This window comes from Nitrospina sp. 32_T5, from assembly GCF_052156635.1.
Taxonomy (GTDB): Bacteria; Nitrospinota; Nitrospinia; order Nitrospinales; family Nitrospinaceae; genus Nitrospina.
In genome coordinates this window covers 288,900-308,849 of record NZ_JBQKUO010000003.1, presented here as the reverse complement: position 1 = coordinate 308,849, position 19,950 = coordinate 288,900, and the positions used below count along the sequence as shown (strand labels likewise).

At 58.5% G+C, this 19,950-nt stretch carries 18 protein-coding genes; 9 read left to right on the top strand and 9 right to left on the bottom strand.

What is annotated here, in order from left to right; all coding sequences use genetic code 11:
* Nucleotides 1-117 precede the first annotated feature (117 nt).
* A complete protein-coding gene (locus tag ACTRW9_RS09775) occupies nt 118-1,260 on the top strand; it encodes a PQQ-dependent sugar dehydrogenase (protein ID WP_442429182.1) in 1,143 nt (380 codons plus the stop codon).
* A gap of 12 nt (nt 1,261-1,272) precedes the next feature.
* On the opposite strand, the gene ACTRW9_RS09770 is transcribed toward ACTRW9_RS09775, so the two are convergent.
* Entirely contained in the window at nt 1,273-2,196 is a 924-nt protein-coding gene (locus tag ACTRW9_RS09770; RefSeq protein ID WP_442429181.1) for a formylglycine-generating enzyme family protein, read from the bottom strand.
* A gap of 97 nt (nt 2,197-2,293) precedes the next feature.
* On the opposite strand from ACTRW9_RS09770, the gene ACTRW9_RS09765 reads away from it, so the two are divergent.
* Complete coding sequence (locus ACTRW9_RS09765; protein ID WP_442429180.1) at nt 2,294-3,277, top strand: ParB/RepB/Spo0J family partition protein; 984 nt, start codon at nt 2,294-2,296, stop codon at nt 3,275-3,277.
* A 10-nt stretch (nt 3,278-3,287) separates the two neighbouring features.
* Nucleotides 3,288-4,931 carry a methyltransferase domain-containing protein gene (locus ACTRW9_RS09760; protein WP_442426046.1) on the top strand — a complete coding sequence of 548 codons (1,644 nt, stop codon included), beginning with the start codon at nt 3,288-3,290 and terminating at the stop codon, nt 4,929-4,931.
* A gap of 3 nt (nt 4,932-4,934) precedes the next feature.
* Here the strand turns inward: ACTRW9_RS09760 and ACTRW9_RS09755 are convergent, their stop codons facing one another.
* From ACTRW9_RS09755 to uvrC, 3 genes are all read right to left on the bottom strand, one after another.
* Entirely contained in the window at nt 4,935-5,918 is a 984-nt protein-coding gene (locus ACTRW9_RS09755) for a hypothetical protein (protein WP_442429179.1), read from the bottom strand.
* Nucleotides 5,915-6,175: a hypothetical protein gene (locus tag ACTRW9_RS09750; protein ID WP_442429178.1), complete on the bottom strand. Its 261-nt coding sequence runs from the start codon at nt 6,173-6,175 to the stop codon at nt 5,915-5,917. The genes ACTRW9_RS09755 and ACTRW9_RS09750 overlap by 4 nt, the downstream gene beginning before the upstream one ends.
* 301 nt (nt 6,176-6,476) lie before the next feature.
* Entirely contained in the window at nt 6,477-8,309 is a 1,833-nt protein-coding gene (uvrC, locus tag ACTRW9_RS09745; RefSeq protein ID WP_442429177.1) for an excinuclease ABC subunit UvrC, read from the bottom strand.
* A gap of 113 nt (nt 8,310-8,422) precedes the next feature.
* Between uvrC and ACTRW9_RS09740 the strand changes: the two genes are divergently transcribed.
* The 4 genes from ACTRW9_RS09740 (at nt 8,423) to ACTRW9_RS09725 (ending at nt 13,639) form a co-directional block, all read left to right on the top strand.
* Nucleotides 8,423-9,895 carry an ABC transporter substrate-binding protein/permease gene (locus ACTRW9_RS09740; protein ID WP_442429176.1) on the top strand — a complete coding sequence of 491 codons (1,473 nt, stop codon included), beginning with the start codon at nt 8,423-8,425 and terminating at the stop codon, nt 9,893-9,895.
* Nucleotides 9,892-10,647 carry an amino acid ABC transporter ATP-binding protein gene (locus tag ACTRW9_RS09735; protein ID WP_442429175.1) on the top strand — a complete coding sequence of 252 codons (756 nt, stop codon included), beginning with the start codon at nt 9,892-9,894 and terminating at the stop codon, nt 10,645-10,647. Before ACTRW9_RS09740 ends, ACTRW9_RS09735 begins: the two co-directional genes overlap by 4 nt.
* Before the next feature lie 52 nt (nt 10,648-10,699).
* Nucleotides 10,700-12,058 carry a sodium-dependent transporter gene (locus ACTRW9_RS09730; protein WP_442426041.1) on the top strand — a complete coding sequence of 453 codons (1,359 nt, stop codon included), beginning with the start codon at nt 10,700-10,702 and terminating at the stop codon, nt 12,056-12,058.
* A gap of 399 nt (nt 12,059-12,457) precedes the next feature.
* Nucleotides 12,458-13,639 carry a sensor histidine kinase gene (locus ACTRW9_RS09725; protein ID WP_442426040.1) on the top strand — a complete coding sequence of 394 codons (1,182 nt, stop codon included), beginning with the start codon at nt 12,458-12,460 and terminating at the stop codon, nt 13,637-13,639.
* Between the two features lie 55 nt (nt 13,640-13,694).
* Here ACTRW9_RS09725 and ACTRW9_RS09720 read toward each other — a convergent pair whose 3' ends face one another.
* Complete coding sequence (locus ACTRW9_RS09720) at nt 13,695-14,411, bottom strand: hypothetical protein (protein WP_442429174.1); 717 nt, start codon at nt 14,409-14,411, stop codon at nt 13,695-13,697.
* A gap of 126 nt (nt 14,412-14,537) precedes the next feature.
* Here ACTRW9_RS09720 and ACTRW9_RS09715 point away from each other — a divergent pair, with 126 nt between their 5' ends.
* Nucleotides 14,538-14,894, top strand: a complete 357-nt coding sequence (locus ACTRW9_RS09715; RefSeq protein ID WP_442429173.1) for a hypothetical protein — start codon at nt 14,538-14,540, stop codon at nt 14,892-14,894.
* Between the two features lie 4 nt (nt 14,895-14,898).
* Here ACTRW9_RS09715 and purM read toward each other — a convergent pair whose 3' ends face one another.
* The 4 genes from purM to ACTRW9_RS09695 form a co-directional block, all read right to left on the bottom strand.
* Complete coding sequence (purM, locus tag ACTRW9_RS09710; protein WP_442426037.1) at nt 14,899-16,002, bottom strand: phosphoribosylformylglycinamidine cyclo-ligase; 1,104 nt, start codon at nt 16,000-16,002, stop codon at nt 14,899-14,901.
* 40 nt (nt 16,003-16,042) lie between these two features.
* Nucleotides 16,043-17,563 carry a sodium:solute symporter family protein gene (locus ACTRW9_RS09705; protein ID WP_442429172.1) on the bottom strand — a complete coding sequence of 507 codons (1,521 nt, stop codon included), beginning with the start codon at nt 17,561-17,563 and terminating at the stop codon, nt 16,043-16,045.
* Nucleotides 17,560-17,739 carry a hypothetical protein gene (locus ACTRW9_RS09700; RefSeq protein ID WP_442429171.1) on the bottom strand — a complete coding sequence of 60 codons (180 nt, stop codon included), beginning with the start codon at nt 17,737-17,739 and terminating at the stop codon, nt 17,560-17,562. Before ACTRW9_RS09700 ends, ACTRW9_RS09705 begins: the two co-directional genes overlap by 4 nt.
* Before the next feature lie 101 nt (nt 17,740-17,840).
* Complete coding sequence (locus tag ACTRW9_RS09695; protein WP_442429170.1) at nt 17,841-19,265, bottom strand: Glu/Leu/Phe/Val family dehydrogenase; 1,425 nt, start codon at nt 19,263-19,265, stop codon at nt 17,841-17,843.
* A 194-nt stretch (nt 19,266-19,459) separates the two neighbouring features.
* Here ACTRW9_RS09695 and ACTRW9_RS09690 point away from each other — a divergent pair, with 194 nt between their 5' ends.
* Entirely contained in the window at nt 19,460-19,879 is a 420-nt protein-coding gene (locus ACTRW9_RS09690) for a secondary thiamine-phosphate synthase enzyme YjbQ (protein ID WP_442429169.1), read from the top strand.
* Nucleotides 19,880-19,950 lie beyond the last annotated feature (71 nt).

The window sequence follows — 19,950 nt, the reverse complement described above, 5'->3', positions numbered from 1 at the left end:
GCAATATTTTGCGTGGTGTGTCGATGTAATCGGTGAAGTCCATACTATATATGATACGCTGGAGGGGAACAAGGTGCGGACATGGTCCAACTCTTTTTCAGAAGGGGCTAACTGCTTATGCCAAAACCCGTTACGCGATCCAAAACTTTCGGGATTGTCTGCCTGGGCCTGCTCTGGCTTTTGCTCGAGGGGTGTGGCTGGGCCAAGGACCGGGACTACGGCAATCTCCTTGAAAATCAACTGAAATACCCGAAGGACCTGCAAATCACCATCTTTGCCGAGGCCCCGAAGGCGCGCCACATGGCCTACGATGACCAGGGAGTGCTGTTTCTGTCGCAGACCAAGGCGGGCAAGGTGGTGGCCCTGCCGGATGCGGATGGGGACGGCAAGGCGGACCGGGCGGTGTCGATCATGAAGGGCGGGAACGGACCCCACGGCCTGGCCTTTCTGCAGTTGGATTCGGGATACTACCTCTATATTGCGGAACAACACCGGGTTGTGCGGTTGAAGCGCACCGCCAAACCCTTCACTTTCGGCAAGCCGGAAGTGATCGTCACCGGCATCCCCACCGGCGGCCACTCCACCCGCACCATCAAGTTCCAGGACGGCAAACTCTACTTGTCGGTCGGCTCGTCCTGCAACGTGTGCATCGAGGAGCACCCGTGGCGTTCGGCCATCATCCGTTTCGACGTGGATGGCAAAAACGAAGAAGTGTTCGCGCGCGGCCTGAGGAATTCCGTCGGTATCGAGTTCTCTCCTTACAGTGGCGAGTTGTGGGGCGTCAACAACGGCCGTGACTGGCTGGGCGACGACCACCCGCGGGAGGAACTCAATATCATCCGCCTGGGGAAACACTACGGCTGGCCGTACTGCTATGAGGACCGCGTGTCCGACCCGGATTTCGGCGACCAGTACGACTGCAAGTTGACCGAACCGCCGGCGCACACCTTCACTGCCCACATGGCCCCTCTGGGCCTCGAGTTTTACAAGGAAGGCGCCTTGCCTGTGCGTTACAACAACAGCCTGTTCGTCTCGTTTCACGGATCGTGGAACCGGTCGGTGCCCGCCGGGTACCAGGTGCGGCGACTGCAGCTGGACGCCGAGGGCAACATCCAGTCGGACGAGGTGTTCATCGAAGGCTGGTTGCAGAAGGACGGCTCCAAGGCCGGGCGGCCGGTGGACTCGATCGTTTCACCCAGGGGCGAACTGCTGGTCTCCGACGACTACCTCGGCGTGGTGTACCGCATCACCGGGAAATGACCGCGAAGGAAATCACGGTTTGTTTTTCGTGTCGGCGGAAACGGGTTCGCCGGACCAGTCACCAAACAGCATTTCAAACGTGGAGGGCACTTCCTTCACGCAGCGGAAGCCGACGTCCGGTTTGCGCAGGATGGGATGCAGGTTTTCGCGGTAGGACACGCGTGACTTGAGCGCCACCACCTTTTTGTATTCCTTCTCGGGAAAATGCCCGACGCCCATGTAGGACAATCCGCGCACCACCACCACGTCCTTCGGAAATTTCAGGTTGGTGGCGGTGTTGCCGGAATAGGGCAGGTAGTAATCCCAGATCCATTCCCATACGTTGCCGATCATGTCCTCCACCCCGTAGGGGCTCGCCCCTTCCGGGTGCTGGCCGATGGGTTCCAGCCCGTGTCCGCGTTTCCTCCGCGGGGACTTGCTGACATTGGCCTTGGAGAAATCGAACTGGTTGCCCCAGGGGTAATCGATGACGTTCGGTCCGCGCGCGGCCTTTTCCCATTCCATCTCCGTCGGCAGGCGCTTGCCCGCCCACTTGGCGTAAGCGGCGGCATCGTAAAAATTCACCTGCGTCACCGGATAATGGTCCCGGCCTTCGGCATACTTGGGTCCGTCCCAGCCGGAGGGCGTGCGGTGGTCGGTGGCCTGCGTGAAGATGTAGTACTGGAGGTTGGTGACCTCGTACTTGTCGATGTAAAACGCGGGCAGGTGCAGGCGCTGTTGCGGCGACTCGTCTGCGAACCACGGTTTGTTGAGTCCCAGCGACAGTGCGTGGCCTTTCTCGTCAACTTCATCCGTGCCCATGCTGAAGTACCCGTCGGGGATCAGAACCATGCCTTCCGGCGCGGGCGGCGTGCAGGCGGCAAGGAGCCACAGCAACGCCACGCACAACCAGAACGGTCCGCGGCGACCCGGTATGAATTGACGGCGACTGTTCATGGCGCCCCGAGCAAATGGAGGGAAGGTGGCATCTCTCATTAGTTTACTATATCCTTGAAAGGAACGCATGAAGGAACGCGGGAGGGGACAGCCTGTCATGACCGAACCACAAACCATGCAAAGCGACCGGGTGCCGCGGGAGGCGATCCGGCGGGACGCGCTCACCGCCTTCGGCATGGACCCGGTTCCCGGCGAGCTGGTGGAATCGATCCGCGCCCTCGGCATCACCCACCCGCTGGTGCTGGTTCCCCATGGAGACGGGTTTTGCGTGGTGTGCGGCCACCGCCGCCTCGAAGCGGCGGAGGTGCTGGGACTGGACACGGTGCCCGCTCATCTGATGGAACCCATGCCCGGCGCCGACCGCCTGATGTGGAACCTGCAGGAGAACCGCGCCCACCGCCGTTACACCGACATCGAAAAAGGCCGCATCCTGCACCGCCTGCACTCCGCGGGCGTTGGCGAGGCGGAGCTGGTGGCCGGGGTCCTGCCCGTCCTGGGTGAACCGAAAACAAGAAAGCGCGCCGCCGACCTGCTGGGCGTGCGGGTGTTTGCCGAATCGTTCCAGCGCCTTTTGCACGAACTCAACATCCCCCTGCGCGTCTTTTCGTTGGTGACGAAGTGGGACGAGGCCGACCGCGCCGCCGCGGAACGCCTGTTTGCCCAACTGCGGCCCGGCCACAACAAATGGCGTGCCGTTTTGGAGACGGTCGACGAGACCGCCACGCGCGACGGCATTGCCCCCGCTGAGGTGCTGGAGCACGCGGCAATCCTGAAAACGCTGGAGGACGCCTCGCTTTCCACGAATGAAAAGTACGACGCGATTTTTTCCTGGCTGCATGCCCGGCGGTATCCGCACCTGTCGGAACTGCAAAGCCGGGTGCGCCGGGCCGCCGAGCGGCTGCAGCTGGACCCGAAGACGAAGCTGAAACTGCCGGAAAATTTCGAGCAGGATCTTGTAAAAATCGAATTGAAGTTTTCTACTGAAGAAGAGCTGACCCGTCAGGTGGAAAAACTGTTTGGTGCCTGCGACGCGGAAGCGCTGAAAGAACTTCTGCGAACCCTGAAAGATCCTATTACATAAGGACGCGCCGATGGACGCGAAATCCCCGCCCTTTCCTGAATCCTTAAAATCCCTGATTGAAGCCGTCGAAAAGGAAACGCACTGGAGCCCCCAGCGCGCCGCCCAGATTCTGCGCGAAGCGGACATCACCCAGCAGGACCTGATGCCCTGGGCCTTTTTCGATCACCCGGTGAAGGACAGCTACGGCCGCAAGCTGGTGCACGACGGCGGGCATTACGAGATGATGGTGATGTCCTGGAACCCCGGCGACGTCTCCGCGCTGCACGACCACGGTTACGCGCAGTGGGGCGCTGTGAAGGTGTTCGGTCCGGCGGAGCACGCCTCGTTCTGGCTGATCAACGGCGAACTGCACACGCAGTCGCGCACGCGCCTCAAGCCCGGCGACGTGATGCACGTCGGCCACGAATGGGTGCACCAGATGGGCAACACCTCCGGCATCCAGTTCCTCACGTTTCATCTGTACGGATGCGTCGGGCGGCGCGGAGGCATCACCGCCAACGCACGCGTGTTCGATCTCGACGCCGACCAGGTTCACCTCACCAACAACGGTGTGTTCTTCGCGTTGCCGGAGTCCGCCATCAACGCGCGCATCGCCGGGCCCATGCCGGATTTCATGACGCACTTCCGCCACCAGGTGGAATTGAAGCACCGCCTTGACCGGATGCGCGCCGCGTCGGACACGCAATCCCTGCCGCCGCTTTTGGACACGCGCGACCAGCGCGTCACCGAGGACCTGTTCGACGCGAAGCACTGGGACGCGTTCGAGCACGACCTGTTCCTGCACGTGGATACCGGCACCGGGTGCATGACCGATCTCGGTTACTGGCAGAGGCTGCGGCAGGAAGTGCAGGCCGTGGCGGAGCTCCAGGAGAAACTGCGCGAGGAAGCCGACAACGGCGATCCCTTCGACACCTACGCGGAGTTGTACGACGCGGTGGTCGGCGAACCGTGCCTGGACAGCTTCATGGAAAGCTACCTGGAGTTCGCCTTCCGCAAATACCGCCTGCTCAACAAGGGCGGGCGGTTTCTGTCATTGGGCTGCGGCACGGGCATGGTGGAAAACCACCTGGTGCGGCGCGGCCGCGTGCCGAAAGACCGCATGCACGGCGTCGACAAGTCGCCGGCGATGGTGAAGGTGGCGAAAGAACGCATCAACGCGTGGGAAGGGGATATCCTGAAACTCGACGAAGAAAACGCGTGGGACGTCACCTACAACGGGCTCAACGTGTTCCAGTACCTGCGGCCGAAAGAGATGGAACAGGCCATTCGCGTGGCCGCGCACATCACCCGGCCCGGCGGGTACTTTGTCGGCGACTTCATCACCCCGGATCACATCCGCGTCTATCCGCATGTCATCCGCTCGAACTGCGGCAATGTCATCTCGCTCCGCCAGCCGGAATTGATCGAGCAGGAAGGGCACATCTTCCAAAGGAGCGCGATACTGAACGTGAGCCGTCTGCACGGCACGTTGCAGATCACCGATGAAGGACGCCACCTGCGGTGCCTGCCGTCGGTGACGCGCGTGCGTGGCTGGTTCGAACAGGCGTTCCGCGGTCCCGTCGACGTGTACGACGCCGCGACGCTCCATCCCCTCGACCCCTCCGACGAAACCTGCTGGTCCACCCGTTATCTTGTGATCGCGAAGAAGAAATAGGGGCTATTTTTCATCCATTAAATCCTTAGCCAATTTGATAACTTTTTCCGCAATTTCAGTTGAATTCTCAAGAGACGAGAATTCGTTTTTTTCCAATCCTTGGAAGTAGCCAGGCAGAATACTTGTATATCCTTCCATTTTTTTTAATAAATCTGCATTAGGAAATATATTCTTAAAGCTTTTTACAGAAGCCCAATTCTCTCCGACGAAATAATAAAGAGGTTTTTTGTATTTCTTCCAATAGGAATACCAAACTCCGAAATATAAAAATTTTGCACCACTTTTATTTAGAAACGTAACGCCATATTCTTCCCTGTTTTTGCCTACCTGGGTATTTATGTTCTCCTTTTTAGCCATGGCTATGGTTTCATTAATCGTTTGTTCCAATTTTTCTAAGATTTCCGGTATTTTTTCGGAATACATTGTTTCTACCTCCTGATTGCTGAAAGAAACTGGTTCGATCAAATACCAGGATTTCAATATTGCGAGGAAATCACTGAATATTGGATTCAGTTTGTCCAATTCCAGGGAACGAATTATTTCAATGACGTCCTCCCAGCGTATTGTTTCATTGATAATGGTTGACGAGTTTACTTTTCCCCATGCTTCAACTAGTTCTTCCCAACTTTTAAAATATATGTAACCCTTCGGGATTAGAAAGATAAGGTATTTTTTCGTGCTTTCAGACTTGCTAAGAAAATTTAAATAACCAGTAGGTTGATTGCTGGTAAGGCACGAATTGCCAGTTTTTATTTCTATGAATGCCGCTAAATGATTATTTCGGATTAAAAGATCAGGTTGACCCTGATCGCCAATGCGACTCTGGGTATCAAAATCCTCGAATTGAATTGAATCTATTAAATCGCCGAGCTCCAGTTTTTTTAAAAAAGCATCACGAAATACTTTGTGAGATAAAAGGTTGCAAAACGCCTCGGTCATGGTGTTTTCGTTTTTAACAAGGTTGTGGAATACGTTTTCCTGTCTCATTGCCGATCGCCCCTCTGAGTTTCTGGTCTTGTCACATCTTCCGCGATGAAAATGGCACGGTCCTCGTAAAACTCTTTGTTTCCATGAATAATTAATTCCTCCCCTTTTTTAAAGTTTATTTTGTTCCTTTCCCAAAGTTCGGGCCAAATGGTAACGTCAAAAAATTCATTTTCTGTTTGAAACAAAACTCTTCCCATTTGTTGTCCCGTCCTGGTGGTCTTTATTTCCACTTTTTTTGGTCTACCAGAAATGATCATTTCTTTCTTTCCTCCCCAAAAGCCTTCGAAATTCTGTAAAAAAGCACAAAAAACCTCGCGTATAGGAAAAGGCTCCCGTATGGATTTTTACCCCGGAAAAATGCAAAATTTTTGAAAAATAATTGGGGTGGGAGAGGAGGAGTGTTTCTTTTCCCTAAAAGGCAAAAGAAATAAGGAAAGGTTGTTCGTGCCCCCTCCTCAATCCTCCCCTTGAAAAGGGGGAACGATTGCACTCCGGCCTGGCCGGATCGACGTTTTATCTGTGTTCATCTGTGTGCGTCGGTGGCTGAGGTGTTTGCCTTCACGCATTCACCACTTCCTTGATCTTCTTCGCCAGGGGTTCGGTGACGCCGGGGAGTTTTTGCAGCTCTTCCAGAGAGGCGTGCTTGATGTTCTCCAGACTGCCGAAGGTCTTGAGCAGCAGGAGATGCCGCTTCTTGCCGATGCCGGGGATGTTCTGCAGCGGCGACTTCAGCGCGTTCTTGCCGCGCAGACTGCGGTGGTAGTCGATGGCGAAACGGTGCGCCTCGTCGCGCACGCGTTGCAGTAAAAACCTGGACGGCGAATTCTCCTTGAACCACACCGGCTCCTTCTTCCCCACCAGGAACACTTCGTCCGTATCGAGGTTCGTGCGGAACTTGCCCTTGGCGATGCACGCCAGGTCGATGCGTCCCTCCAGTTCCAGGCTCTGCAACACCTTGTAACCGGTGTTGAGGTGACCCTTGCCGCCGTCGATCAGGATGAGGTCGGGCAGCGGCTTGTCTTCGTCCAGTAACCGGGCGTACCGCCGCGTCATCACTTCCGTCAGCATGGCGTAATCGTCGATGCCCTCCACCGTCTTGATCTTGAACCGCCGGTACTTGCTTTTCTCCGCCCTGGCGTTGTGGAAGTAGACCATCGATCCCACGGCGTGCGTGCCGCCGATGTTGGAGATGTCGAAGCCTTCGATCGTTTTCGGAAAGTTTTTGAGTCCCAGCGTCTCGCGCAATTCCTCCAGACTGCGCGTGGCAACGTCGCCCTTGTCCATCTCGGCGCGCATGGCGAAGCGCGCGTTCTCCTCCGCCATCTGCACCAGCGAGCGTTTCTTGCCGCGTTGCGGAATTTCGATCTTCACCCGCGCCTGCCGCTTTTCGCTCAGCCAGTCTTCTAAGAGTTCGCGGTCCTCGATCTCCTGCGACACCAGGATTTCCGAGGGCAGGATGGTTTCGTCGGCGTAATACTGCTTGATGAAGGAAGCCAGGGTTTCCGCGTCGGCTTCCTCGCTCGGGTTGTTCATCTTGAACAGTTTTTCGGCGAGCAGTTTGCCGTTCCGAACGATCAGCACCTGCACCATGGTGGCTTTCGATTCCGTGTAGCAGGCGAGAACGTCCTGGTTTTCCATGCCGGTGGAGATGATGCGTTGCTTGTCGAGCACCGTGTTGACCGCCTCGATCTTGTCGCGGAACACCGCCGCCTCTTCATAGCGTTGCGCTTCCGATGCGGCGTCCATTTTTTCTTTCAGGCTGTCGATGAGTTCCGTGTTGCGGCCCTTGAGGAACAGGATGACGTCGTTGACCACCCTGGCGTAGTCTTCCGGCGACACCAGAGAGGCGCACGGTGCGAGGCAGCGTTTCATGTGGTAGTTGAGGCAGGGCCGCCGTTTGGGCGTGCCGTCGAGTTCGTCACTGCTCTGCCTCAGCGGAAAGATTTTGTAGATGAGGCGGATGGTCTCCCGCACCTCGCGCACCATGGTGTAGGGACCGAAGTACGTCGCGCCGTCTTTCTTCACGCGCCGCACCACTTCCAGCCGGGGATACGTCTCCTGCGTGGTCAGCCGCAGGTAGGGGTAATGCTTGTCGTCCTTCAGCATCACGTTGTAGCGCGGCTGGTGCTTTTTGACGAAATTGCTTTCGAGGATCAGCGCTTCCTGCTCGGTCTGCGTGGTGAGGAACTTGATGTCCGCCACCTTGCGCACGAAGATGCGCGTGCGCGGCGCGTGGTCGCGCGACTCGGTGAAGTACGACCGCACGCGGGGGTAGAGCGACTTGGCCTTCCCGATATAAAGGATTTCTCCGGCTTTGTCTTTCATGATATAAATGCCGGGAACTTTCGGGATGGTTTTCAGAATGTCTTTTATGGAATCACTCGGGGGCAAGGCGACCTTCCTTTTTATATGCTTCGGACCGCACCGGTGTGCCGGTTTGGAATTCTCTTCAATTATATAGCACGCGTTTCACCCGCCGCCAGTCCCCCGCCTGCGGACGCGCCATGAACCCTTTTCAGACGTGGGGGATCGTTCTTCTCTGTGCCCTGCTGTGGGGCGTCCCGGCCCACGCCACCGGCACGCTCGATACGGTGCGCGAACAGGGCGTCCTGTTGTGGGGCGCCGATGCCGAAGGCGGCGCGCCGTACGTCTTTCCCGATCCCGAAAACCCCTCCCGCCTCATCGGTTTTGAAGTCGATCTCGCCAACGCGCTGGCGCACGAACTCGGCGTCACCGCGCGCATGGTGCAGAACGACTGGAGCTCGCTCCTCCCGGCACTGCAACGCGGCGACTTCCACATGGCGATGAACGGCCTCGAATGGACTGAGGAACGCGCCCGCGCCGTGGACCTCTCGCGTCCCTACTACATCTACGAACAGCAACTCGTGGTGCGCGCGGACGATACGCGCATCGACAAGCTGAGCGACCTGTCCGGCATGACGGTGGGCACGCTGGTGAACTCGGTCGCCCACTCCATCCTGAAAAACATGGGGAGCGTCACCGTGCTTGTATATGAGGGACAGGTGGAACCGTACCGCGACCTGAAACTGGGACGCAGTGACGCGGTGCTGCTGGACCTGCCGATCGCGCAATACTACGCCGCGCCGGACCCCGCATTCCGCTTCGCCGGGCCGCCGGTGGGGGAGGGGCTGTACGTCATCGCCGTGCGAAAGGGAGACGACGCGTTCCTGAACGCGGTCAATGCGGCCATCGGTAAGCTGTACGACGACGGCACCCTGCAATCGATTTATAAGAAATGGAATCTGTGGAACGACACCCAGCGCGCGCTGGTGGAGGAAGATCACACAGCCAGGCGAGTGTTCGACTTTAACGAGGATCAAGCCATGCAGGAATACCTGTTGATATTGATGAAGGGCGCGGGCATGACGGTGGTCATCTCCGTGCTCGCCATGACGCTGGCGGTTCTGCTGGGGCTGGTGCTGACCGGCATGCGTCAGCTGGGCGGACCCTTGATGCGCGGGATGGCCGCGACGTATGTCGAGATCGTGCGCGGCACGCCGCTGTTGCTTCAACTCTACATCCTCTATTACGGCCTGCCCAACATCGGCATCCGGCTCGACGCTTTCACCGCCGCCGTGGTGGGACTCGGCATGAACTACGCCGCGTACGAGGCGGAAGTGTACCGCGGCGGATTGAAAGCGGTCGCAAAAGGACAATGGGAGGCGGCGCTTTCGCTCGGCATGACGCCGTTCATGATCTACCGGCGCATCCTTCTGCCGCAGGCGGTGCGCGTGGTGCTGCCGCCGGTCACCAACGATTTCATCTCGCTGTTCAAGGACACGTCGCTCGTGTCCATCATCGCCATCGTCGAGCTGACGAAAAGCTACAACATGCTGGCCGTGTCCTCCATGCGTTTTCTGGAACTGGGACTGCTCACCGGCCTGCTGTACCTGATGATGGCGTACCCGCTGTCGTTGCTGTCCACCCGCCTCGAGCGGAGGTTGCAGACGGCATGATCCACGTCGAGGGCCTGACCAAACGCATCGGCGACCACACACTCCTGCGCGGTATCGATCTGGACGTGCCGACCGGCGGCGTGCATGTGGTGATCGGCCCCTCCGGCGCGGGCAAGAGCTGCCTGCTGCGGTGCATCGCCGCATTGGAACCGTTTGAAGCAGGCCGGGTGCGCGTGGATGACCTGGAAATCGCGGGCACCGAAACCGACGGCCACCGCGCGCCGGACCCGAAACGCGTGCGTGCCCTGCGCATCCGCGTCGGCATGGTGTTCCAGCAGTTCAACCTGTTTCCGCACATGACGGTATTGGAGAACCTCATCGAAGCGCCGGTGCAGGTGCTGGGCCTTCCGCGTGCGGCCGCTGAGGAAAAAGCGCGCGCCCTGCTTGGCAAGGTGCACCTGCACAACCTGTCGCACCGCTATCCCGGCGACCTCTCCGGCGGCGAACAGCAACGCGTCGCCATCGCCCGAACGCTGGCGATGAATCCCAACTGCGTGCTGATCGACGAGCCGACCTCGGCGCTCGATCCGGAAATGGTGGGTGAGGTGTTGCGCGTCCTGCGTGAACTCGCTGACGAGGGGATGACGATGCTGATCGTGACGCACGAAATGGATTTCGCACGCAGTGTGGCCGACCGGGTGGTGATGCTCGACCGCGGCGAGGTGGTGGAGGCGGGCGAACCGGCGCAGTTCTTCTCCGCCCCGGCAACGGACCGCGCCCGAAATTTTTTAAAAAGGCTTCTGGAACGCTGATATACTTGGTGGCTTGTTGCGGAACCACGTTAACTCTTTATAATTGAAGGCCATGGAGACTCAAGGCAAACAGCGCGGATTCTGGGGGTCGCGGCTGGGATTCATCCTCGCCGCGTCCGGTTCGGCGGTCGGGCTGGGCAACATCTGGAAGTTTCCCTACATCACCGGCGAGAACGGCGGCGGTGCGTTCGTGATGATTTACCTCGTCTGCATCCTGGTCGTCGGCCTGCCCATCATGCTGTGCGAGTTCACCATCGGCAGGCGCACCAACCTGAACCCGGTCGGCGCTTTCAACATGCTTAAACCCGGCACGCCGTGGGTGCTGGTCGGGTACATGGGCGTGCTCGCCGGCTTCCTGATCCTTTCCTTTTACGGTGTGGTCGGCGGCTGGACGCTGGCCTACGTGGTGAAATCGCTGACGCACGTGGTGGATCACTTCGCGTCCTCTGCGGAGGCGGGAGCGTTCTTCGGCCAGTTCATCGCCAATACGGGCGAGATCATGGTGTACCACACGCTGTTCATGGCGATGTGCATGGCCATCGTGTACCGGGGGGTGCACGGCGGGATCGAGCGTGCCTGTGACATCCTGATGCCGACGCTCGTCATCATGCTGTTCCTCCTGATGATCCGCGCCCTCACCCTGCCCGGCGCGGAAGAGGGGGTGAAGTTTTATCTTTATCCCGACTTCAGCAAGATAACAGGGCAGACGGTTTTACTGGCGATGGGCCAGGCGTTCTTTTCGCTCAGCCTCGGCATGGGCTGCCTGATCACCTACGGAAGCTACCTGTCGCCGAAAGAAAACCTGACTTCCTGCACGTTTTATGTCGTCCTGTTCGATACCATGATCGCGCTGCTGGTGGGGATGGTGATCTTTCCCGCCGTGTTCGCCATGGGGCTGGAGCCCGAAAGCGGTCCGAGCCTCGTTTTCAACGTTCTGCCCGCCGTGTTTTCGAGCATGCCGTTCGGCACGCTGGTATCGATCATTTTCTTTGCGCTGTTGACCATCGCCGCCATCACCTCCGCCATTTCCCTTTTGGAATCGGTGTCGGCCTACTTCATTGACCAGCGCGGCTGGCCGCGGCAGAAGGCGGTGATCGTGACCGGCGTGGTCATCTACCTGTTCGGCATCCCCTCCGGCCTGTCTTTCGGGGTGATGCAGGACGTGACCTTTTTCGGCATGACTTTCTTCGACGTGGTGGACAACCTGTCATCCAATTTCCTGCTGCCACTGGGGGGCATGTTGACCGCTGTCTTTGTCGGTTGGGTGTGGGGCACGAAGGAAGCGCACAAGGAGATCGAACGGCATGAAACCACTTTTCACTGGGCGCGTTACTGGGAGTTCATCCTGAAGTACGTCAGTCCCGTGGCCGTCGCCATCGTCTTCATCACGCATTTCCTGCCTGCCGACTGAAACCGGCGGTAATTCATACTGAATTTTCCCCAATCGTTTCCTGAGCCGATTTTGTCCTCCTGTTTGTTTTGACAAAGTGGGATTTAGCCTTAAAATTGAATCAGATGTAAGCGAAACCGGGTCCCGCCGGGAAGGTGGCGCCCCAGCCTTGCAAATCACGGGGCGGCGGACGGGCTGGAAAAGGCTTTTGTTTTGACATCGAACGTGGGAAAATTTTTTATATTGAAACCGGTTGCATTCCTGGAAAACTAAATCAAGTAATAGAATGGTTTGCAGGTTGGCTGGCGCAACCGGCACACACCGGAAATGGAACGTTCCCTTTATTCGGAACGGGTTTCGGGAACCGCACATTTCATCCAGATCTTCCTGAATAAAGGAAAACAGGGTTGAGGAGTTCCGGTGGAAAAATTTAAAGCCTACATCAAGGAAAACATCAGCGAGGTGATCATCCTGGCCATCCTGCTCGGGGTGGTGGTGATCAATTACTTCATCTACTCGAAGATCGCTTTCCTTGACATGTTCTACCTGCTCGCGGTGCTGGCCGGGTACTACATCGGCCGGCGGTTTGCGGTGCTGGGTGCGTTTCTCGCCATTCTGCTGGTCTGGTATTTCCTTCTGGCCAACCAGGACCAGCCCATCACCATCGAAAGCCGTTTCGACTTCAACATGAACATGACGGTCTGGGCGTCGTTCCTCATCCTGGCGGCGTGGCTGATCGGCACTCTCACGGAAAACCTGCGCAAGGAATTGAAGGAAAGCAATCGTCTGCGTGAAGACATGCAGAGAGACCGCATTCTCCTCAACATCACCAACGCGCGCCTGAACGAATACACGCAGCACCTTGAAGACAAGGTGGCCGACCGCACCCGTGAGCTGGAGCAGAACAACAAGGACCTGCAAAACTTCGCCGCGATCGCGTCTCATGACCTGAAAGAACCCCTGCGCAAGATCGTGGCCTACAGCGAAATGATCGAACAACAGGAACCCGAGATCGCGCAGGAGATCGACTCGTTCCTGCAGCGCATGCGCAAGGCGGTCGCCCGCATGGAGGACCTGATCGACGGTCTCATGAAGCTCTGCCGGGTGTCGCAGAGCAGCCAGATGCTGGAGGAAACCGACCTCAACCGCGTTCTTCGGGAAGTGGTGCAGGATCTGGAAGTGCGCGTCGTGGAGACGCAGGCGGAAATTCAGGTCAACCGTCTGCCGGTGCTTCATGCCGATCCGTTTCAGATGCAGTTGCTGTTCCGCAATCTCATTTCGAACTCGCTCAAGTATCGCCGGATGAACCTGCCGCCGAAAATTTCCATCGGTGTTTTGTACGAAAACGAGGACGAATACCAGTTCTATGTCGAGGACAATGGCATTGGTATTCCCAAAGAAAACATCGACATGATTTTTCTGCCGTTCGAACGCCTGCATTCGAGGGACAAGGTGGAGGGGTCGGGCATCGGGCTGGCCATCTGCCGCCAGGTGGTGGACCGCCACAAGGGCGAACTGAAAGTCGAAAGCGAAGTCGGGCGCGGCACGCGTTTTCTCATCCGCCTTCCAAAAGTGGAAGTCGCCCACGTCGAAGCGGCTTAGGATTCTTTCCTTCCTCTTTGTTTCATTCCCGCAGTGCCATTCCGTTGCGGCCGGGTCAGGGCCGGAAATCCATGAAGAACACCCGGCCGGAATCAGGGTGCACCCGCATGATGGGATTGGCCCGGTCTTTCCCGGCCGGAGTTCCGAAACATTCTCCCGAATAAGAGGTTTCCGGTGAGCCCCACCACTCTGGTGGATGGGCCAGGTTCATCGGACAGGGGCCCGCTTGCGGAACCATTTTCTTCGCCTCCTTCAGGGCGGTCAGGACCGGAGCGTTCTCTTCCAGATCGAAACGGAACAAGGCCATTTCCGGCGAATGCAGGTGATACAGATTGCGCACCCCGCCTCCGGGTTCGACGCCGAAATATTTTTCAAACTCCAGTTGTGCCGCCGGAGTGTCCGGACCCTGATCGGAAGCCAGCCAGGGTTGCGGAAGAAAGGAAAGATAGATGAATGCGTAAAATCCCACCACCACGCACGACAGCATCCACATCGCTCCCAGGAACAGGTTGGAAATCAGCAGGTAGCGTTGAGGAAGCGGAATCGCGGCCGCACTTTTCCGCTTCGCCAGCCAGACACCGAGCCAGCCGAGGGGAATCAGGAAGAACAGGATCGCCAGTCCCAGTGGGGCGCCGACATCGAACAGCGGGTGATGGTTTTCAAAGCCATGCTCCATGACGGCGAACAACAGCACAACCACGCCCGACACATTGAGGGCTGTGTAAATCCGCAAAACCAAAGAGCCTTTCGCCGGCCGGAATTCCTCTGTCATGCCTGCGCTCCACTTGTCGAAACCGTCCCGCAGCGATCCCCTTTACGCATCCGGTTTTTTCCACATTCGGGGATTCCCGGTTTGATACACTGGAAGTAATAAGAGTTTTTCGAACCGGAGGTGGTCATGAAACGAATCCTTGGCATGCTCGCGTTTTCTCTGCTGGTATCGGGGCCGGCGTATGCCGCCGAGTCCGGTACCCAATGCGATCCGCCCTACGACCCGTCCAATATTGTCGAGGTGCTGTTTTTTTATCCCGGCACCATGAAGTATCTGGCGAACGGACCGGACGCCTGCCGCTTCGACTTCGGCGACAAGGTGAAGGCGGTGGTGAAGGACACGTGGCTGATGTGGGGTGGGTGCGTGGACGCGACGCTGAAAGACATCGACAACTCGCTGGCGGGCGACCTGAAACCGCAGTGGCGGGAAAAAGACACCTCGCAGGCTGCGACCCGGCAACCGCCCTACCGCGAAGGCAGTTGACCGGTTACATGGGAGTGAAGTGGCCGCCTTCGCTTTTCAGTTTTTTGGAGGGAATGACCACTTCCTTGCCGTCGTCCCCCGTTGTTTCCACGTAACCGATACCGTGGCAGGAGATGCCGTGGCGTTTGCAGATTTTCTGCACCGCCTCGGCGTCGTTGGCGTGCTCGACGATCACGCAGAACCCCACTCCCATGTTGAACACCTCGTACATCTCCGCATCGCTGATCTCCCCCCTTTGTTGAATGAGTGAAAATACAGGGGGGACGTCCGGCAGGGGATCGATGACGAAGCGGATGCCTTTTTTCTGCACGCGGAGCAGGTTCAGCAGACCGCCGCCGGTGATGTGCACCAGCGCGCGCAGGTCGAGGCCGGCGTCGAACATCTCCAGCACCGCGGGAACGTAAATACAGGTCGGTTCCAGCAGTTCCGCGCCCAGCGTGCGCTCCAGCGACTCCTCGTATTTGTGCACGTTTTCCTTCTGTTCGTCTTCCGTTTCGCCCAGCAGCACGCGTCGGGCCAGGGTGAGCCCGTTGCTGTGCACCCCGCTCGACGCCATTCCCAGGATCAGGTTGCCTTCGGCGATGTTCTGCCCGGTGTTGATGCGGTCGAGCTGGATGTGCCCCAGCGCCGCGCCGATGAGGTCGATGCCGCAGATGATCTCGCGGATCTGGGAGATTTCGCCGCCGGAAATGCTGATGCCCGCCTGCCGCGCTCCCTCCGCCAGTCCCTGGCCCAGTTGATCGAAGACCTGCGGTTCCAGGTGCGAGCAGGCGATGTAGTCCACCATGCTGACAGGTTTGGCGCCGATGCAGATGAGGTCGTTGACGTTCATCGCCACGCAGTCGATGCCGATGGTGTCGTACTGGTGCATCATCTCGGCCACGCGCATCTTGGTGCCGACACCGTCGGTGCAGAGTGCCACACCGGTTCCGTTGCCCAGGTCGATGACGTTGGCGAAGTAACCGATGTCGGCTTTGACCGGGAATTCGGTGTTGAACTGCCGGGTCGGCAGGATGTGTTTGAGTATATGGTCGAGCGCGGTTTCAGCGCCGGTCTGGCTGACGCCGCTTTCTTCGTATTTTGAAGGGGTCGGGTTGTTGTTCGGCATGGCAGGTCGCAGGGTTGATGGAGTTTTGCTCACTATATCATTATTGCCCGGACGGTTGAATCTTTTTGGAAACCGCAAGCGAACCAAAACAGATGACGAGGTTGAGAGTCATTCCCAAAACGCCGGAATGGATTCCCCACACTTTCGGGTGGTTGGCGTCGGCGAGGCCCAGGTCTCCGGCGAAGTTCAGTCCCATCGCTAAAGCCGACCCTGCCAGCAGACCCGTCATCACCGTCCGCGCCCCGAGGCGCGTTGTGTGCACGCCCATGTAAAACGCGGGCACGCATTGCAACAGGAGGTCGAACTTCACCTTGAGCAGTTGGATGAGCGTGCCCTCGTAACCCAGAGCGAGTCCGGTGATCGGCACCATGAGCACCCAGGTCAATACCTTTCCGACGCGCGTCAGGTGCGCCTGTGTTGCATCCGGATGCACGTACTGGCCGTACAGGTCCTGCGTGATCATGGAACTGATGCTGAGGAGCGCCGAGTCGGCGGTGGACATGACCGCCGCGAGGATCGCCGCGAAAATGAACACCACCAGCCAGTAACCCAGTGCCGACGCCTGCATCACCTCCCGGCACATCAGCGCCAGCACCGTCTCCGACGGCACCACCGCCTCTCCTGTCTCCGCGAGAAACAGGCGGTCGAGGTCCGGATAATGCGCCGCCATCAGGATGCCAACCGCCACCGCGATCACCGTGGTGAGGAGCGGCATGAATCCCATGGCGGCGAGCGAGCGCTTGAGGGCTCCGGCATTTTTGGCGGCGTAGATGCGTTGCAGGGCCTGCGGATAAATGGCCGCGCCCAGTCCGACCATCAATATGAAACTCAACCACGTGCGCGCGCCCTCGCCGGTGGGTGGCGCCACTTTAAACCGCGTTTCGGGGTTGGCCGCGAGCGTGTTCAAGGCGTCGGTCAGGCTTCCCAGCTGACCGAATGCGAGGAGCAGGAGGATGAGGAACCCGGTCATCAGGATGCCGCCCTGGATGACGTCGGTCCACGCCACACTGCGCATGCCGCCGAGCGATTCGTACACCAGCATGATGAGGGCGAGTCCCACCACGCCGACCCACATCGGGATGCGTCCCTGTGAAATGCCGGCGAACGCCGTGCCCAGTGTTTTCATTTGCGCCAGGGTGAAGTTGCACAGTACGTACACCATGATGAGCGTCACCGCGATGCGGAGGGCGTGACTGCCGAAGCGGTGATAAACGTAATCTCCCGGTGTGATGAATTGGTGTTCCCGACTCAGCCGGTGCAGGCCCGGCGCAAAAATGAGGTAGGCGATGACGATGGCCGTCATGAAGTGCACGCACACCAGGAAACGCAGTCCTTCGCGGTAGGCGGCGCCGCTGAACCCGAACAGCGTGTTGCCGCTGTACTGCGTGGCGTAGAGCGTGAGCACCAGAACGAGGAACCCCATCTCCCGCCCGCCGAGAAAAAAATCGTTGAGGCTGTTTTCTTTTCGCCGCGAATAGGCGTACCAGCCGATACCGAGCAGGGAGAGGATGTAGATGGCGACGACGAACAGCGCACCGGGTCCGAAGGGAAGCTCCGTCATGCGGCGGGGTCCTCGTCATTCTCCGGCTCCCGCCAGACGCGGAGCGCCACCCACGCGATGAAGCCGCTGGCGGCCACGCTGACCCCCAGCGCGAATATTGCCCAGCCGGGAATGCCGAGCCAGTTGCCTTCGATCGGCCAGATGGGAATCATCGCCACGATCAGGATCGCAAACACCCCCCACACCCAGCGGGGGAACCGGGCATCGTTTGCGGATGAAGAGCAGGGTTTGGAAGAGGAAGAATTTTCGAGCATTACAAATGGCTGGGAGGGTGCGTTTACGGGTAGACGCCCATTTCGAGGTAGCTGTTGGCGATCTTTTCAATGGCGATGGCCATGGCGGCGATGCGGTACGACTCCACGTTGTCGTTCCGCCAGAAATACTCGCGCATGTGCTGGAACGCCTCGCGCATGGTGTCATCGAGACCGGAAAGCACCAGTTCCCCTTCACCCGGCCCGACCATCAGCTTGGCGGCGAGGGTGCCCTCGATTTTATGGCCGTTGCTTTCGAGCGCCTGGATGAGCAGTTCGTTCTGCGTTTCCTCCCAGCGCCGCGTCATCCTGCCGAAGCGGATGTGCGACAGGTTCTTGATCCACTCGAAATAGGAAACGATGACGCCGCCTGCGTTCAGGTAGATGTCCGGGATCATCCACACCCCGCGTTTGCGCAGAACGGTTTCCGCGTCGAAGGTGACCGGACCGTTCGCCGCTTCGGCGATCAGTTTCGCCTGGATGCGCGGCGCGTTTTCCAGTGTGATGACGCCCTCCATGGCGGCGGGGATGAGGATGTCGCAGGCCTCTTCCAGCAGGGCACTCCCGTCGTCGTAAAACTGTTCACAGCGGAATCCTTTCACCCCGCCGTGCACCTTTTTGAATTCCGCGACCTCATCGACGTTGAGTCCGGCGGAATCGTACAGGCCGCCGTCCCACTCGATGATGCCGATGATCTTCGCGCCGTCTTCATCCTGAAGAATCTTGGCGGCGTGGTAGCCGACGTTGCCGAGACCCTGCACGATGACGCGTTTGCCTTCCAGCGTGCCTTCGAGCCGCGCCTGTTTTTTGTCTTCCGCGTGACGGAAGAACTCGCGCAGGCCGAACACCGCACCGCGTCCCGTAGCCTCCACGCGACCGCGGATGCCGCCCGCCGATACGGGTTTTCCGGTGACGCAGGCGAGGTGGTTGATGTCCGTCGGCCGGTGCTGGATGTAGGTGTCGGCGATCCACGCCATCTCGCGCTGGCCCGTTCCCATATCCGGAGCGGGTACGTTCAATGCCGGGTTGATGAGGTCCTTCTTGATCAGCTCGTAGGCGAAACGGCGGGTGATGCGCTCCATGATGTCCGGTTCGTAATGTTTCGGATCGACTACCAGACCACCCTTGGAACCGCCAAAAGGCACATTGACCAGCGCACACTTGTACGACATCAGGGCGGCGAGCGCCTCGACCTCGTCCTGCGTGACCATGGGGGAGAAACGGATACCGCCTTTCACCGGAAGTTTGTGGTTGCTGTGCACCGCGCGCCAGCCGATGAAACTTTCGAACCGGCCGTGAATGCGCACCGGGAACCGTACCTGGTAGACGTTGACCGCGCCCTTGACGAAATAGGACAGGCCTTCCGGTATATCCAGGGTCGCGGCGGCGAGATCAAAAGACAGGTTGACGTTTTCGCGGAAACTTTTTTCGTGCGTGGTCACTTTGGGCATCGGGTTTCGGGCTCCTCTGCTGTTGCGTTGCATTTTACAATGTAAAACTCCAAAGCCCGGCTTTACAGTAAAAAATGGCCTGTCCGGGAAATTTACAAAATTTCCGCCGTCAGCCTCTTCGACTGAAGAGGAGCCCGGCGTATGCCGTGTTACCATGTGCTTTTCAAAGTCGGCCCATTTTTTCGAAAGAGGTCATGCAACAGCGCACCCACGAATTCACCGTCGCCACACGCGGACGCGGACTGCACAACATCAACGCCACGCTGGTGGACTGGGTGGAACAGCAGGGGCTTGCCACAGGACTGTTGAGCGTGTTCCTGCGGCATACCTCGGCATCCCTCGTCATTCAGGAAAACGCCGATCCCGACGTTTTGCACGATCTGGATGCGTACCTCACGCGGCTGGTGCCTGACGGCGATCCCAAATACCGTCACGACGCCGAAGGCCCGGACGACATGCCGGCGCACATCCGCGCCGCCCTCACGCAGACGCAAATCGCCATTCCGCTGGTAAAGGGACGGCTCACCCTCGGCACCTGGCAGGACGTGTACCTGTTCGAACACCGTACCGAGCCGCACCGCCGTAAGGTCGTTTTGCACCTGATGGGGGAATGATTTCGAAATTATAAGGATTGCCGATACGGCTTGACCGTTTCCTCCAATCCTTTACACTAATTAAAGTCGAA

Bases quoted from the DNA above. Each gene is read 5' to 3' on its own strand.
- ACTRW9_RS09775 (WP_442429182.1), top strand. From the start codon at position 118: ATGCCAAAACCCGTTACGCGATCCAAAACTTTCGGGATTGTCTGCCTG.
- ACTRW9_RS09770 (WP_442429181.1), bottom strand. From the start codon at position 2,196: ATGAACAGTCGCCGTCAATTCATACCGGGTCGCCGCGGACCGTTCTGG.
- ACTRW9_RS09765 (WP_442429180.1), top strand. From the start codon at position 2,294: ATGACCGAACCACAAACCATGCAAAGCGACCGGGTGCCGCGGGAGGCG.
- ACTRW9_RS09760 (WP_442426046.1), top strand. From the start codon at position 3,288: ATGGACGCGAAATCCCCGCCCTTTCCTGAATCCTTAAAATCCCTGATT.
- ACTRW9_RS09755 (WP_442429179.1), bottom strand. From the start codon at position 5,918: ATGAGACAGGAAAACGTATTCCACAACCTTGTTAAAAACGAAAACACC.
- ACTRW9_RS09750 (WP_442429178.1), bottom strand. From the start codon at position 6,175: ATGATCATTTCTGGTAGACCAAAAAAAGTGGAAATAAAGACCACCAGG.
- ACTRW9_RS09740 (WP_442429176.1), top strand. From the start codon at position 8,423: ATGAACCCTTTTCAGACGTGGGGGATCGTTCTTCTCTGTGCCCTGCTG.
- ACTRW9_RS09735 (WP_442429175.1), top strand. From the start codon at position 9,892: ATGATCCACGTCGAGGGCCTGACCAAACGCATCGGCGACCACACACTC.
- ACTRW9_RS09730 (WP_442426041.1), top strand. From the start codon at position 10,700: ATGGAGACTCAAGGCAAACAGCGCGGATTCTGGGGGTCGCGGCTGGGA.
- ACTRW9_RS09720 (WP_442429174.1), bottom strand. From the start codon at position 14,411: ATGACAGAGGAATTCCGGCCGGCGAAAGGCTCTTTGGTTTTGCGGATT.
- ACTRW9_RS09715 (WP_442429173.1), top strand. From the start codon at position 14,538: ATGAAACGAATCCTTGGCATGCTCGCGTTTTCTCTGCTGGTATCGGGG.
- purM (WP_442426037.1), bottom strand. From the start codon at position 16,002: ATGCCGAACAACAACCCGACCCCTTCAAAATACGAAGAAAGCGGCGTC.
- ACTRW9_RS09705 (WP_442429172.1), bottom strand. From the start codon at position 17,563: ATGACGGAGCTTCCCTTCGGACCCGGTGCGCTGTTCGTCGTCGCCATC.
- ACTRW9_RS09695 (WP_442429170.1), bottom strand. From the start codon at position 19,265: ATGCCCAAAGTGACCACGCACGAAAAAAGTTTCCGCGAAAACGTCAAC.
- ACTRW9_RS09690 (WP_442429169.1), top strand. From the start codon at position 19,460: ATGCAACAGCGCACCCACGAATTCACCGTCGCCACACGCGGACGCGGA.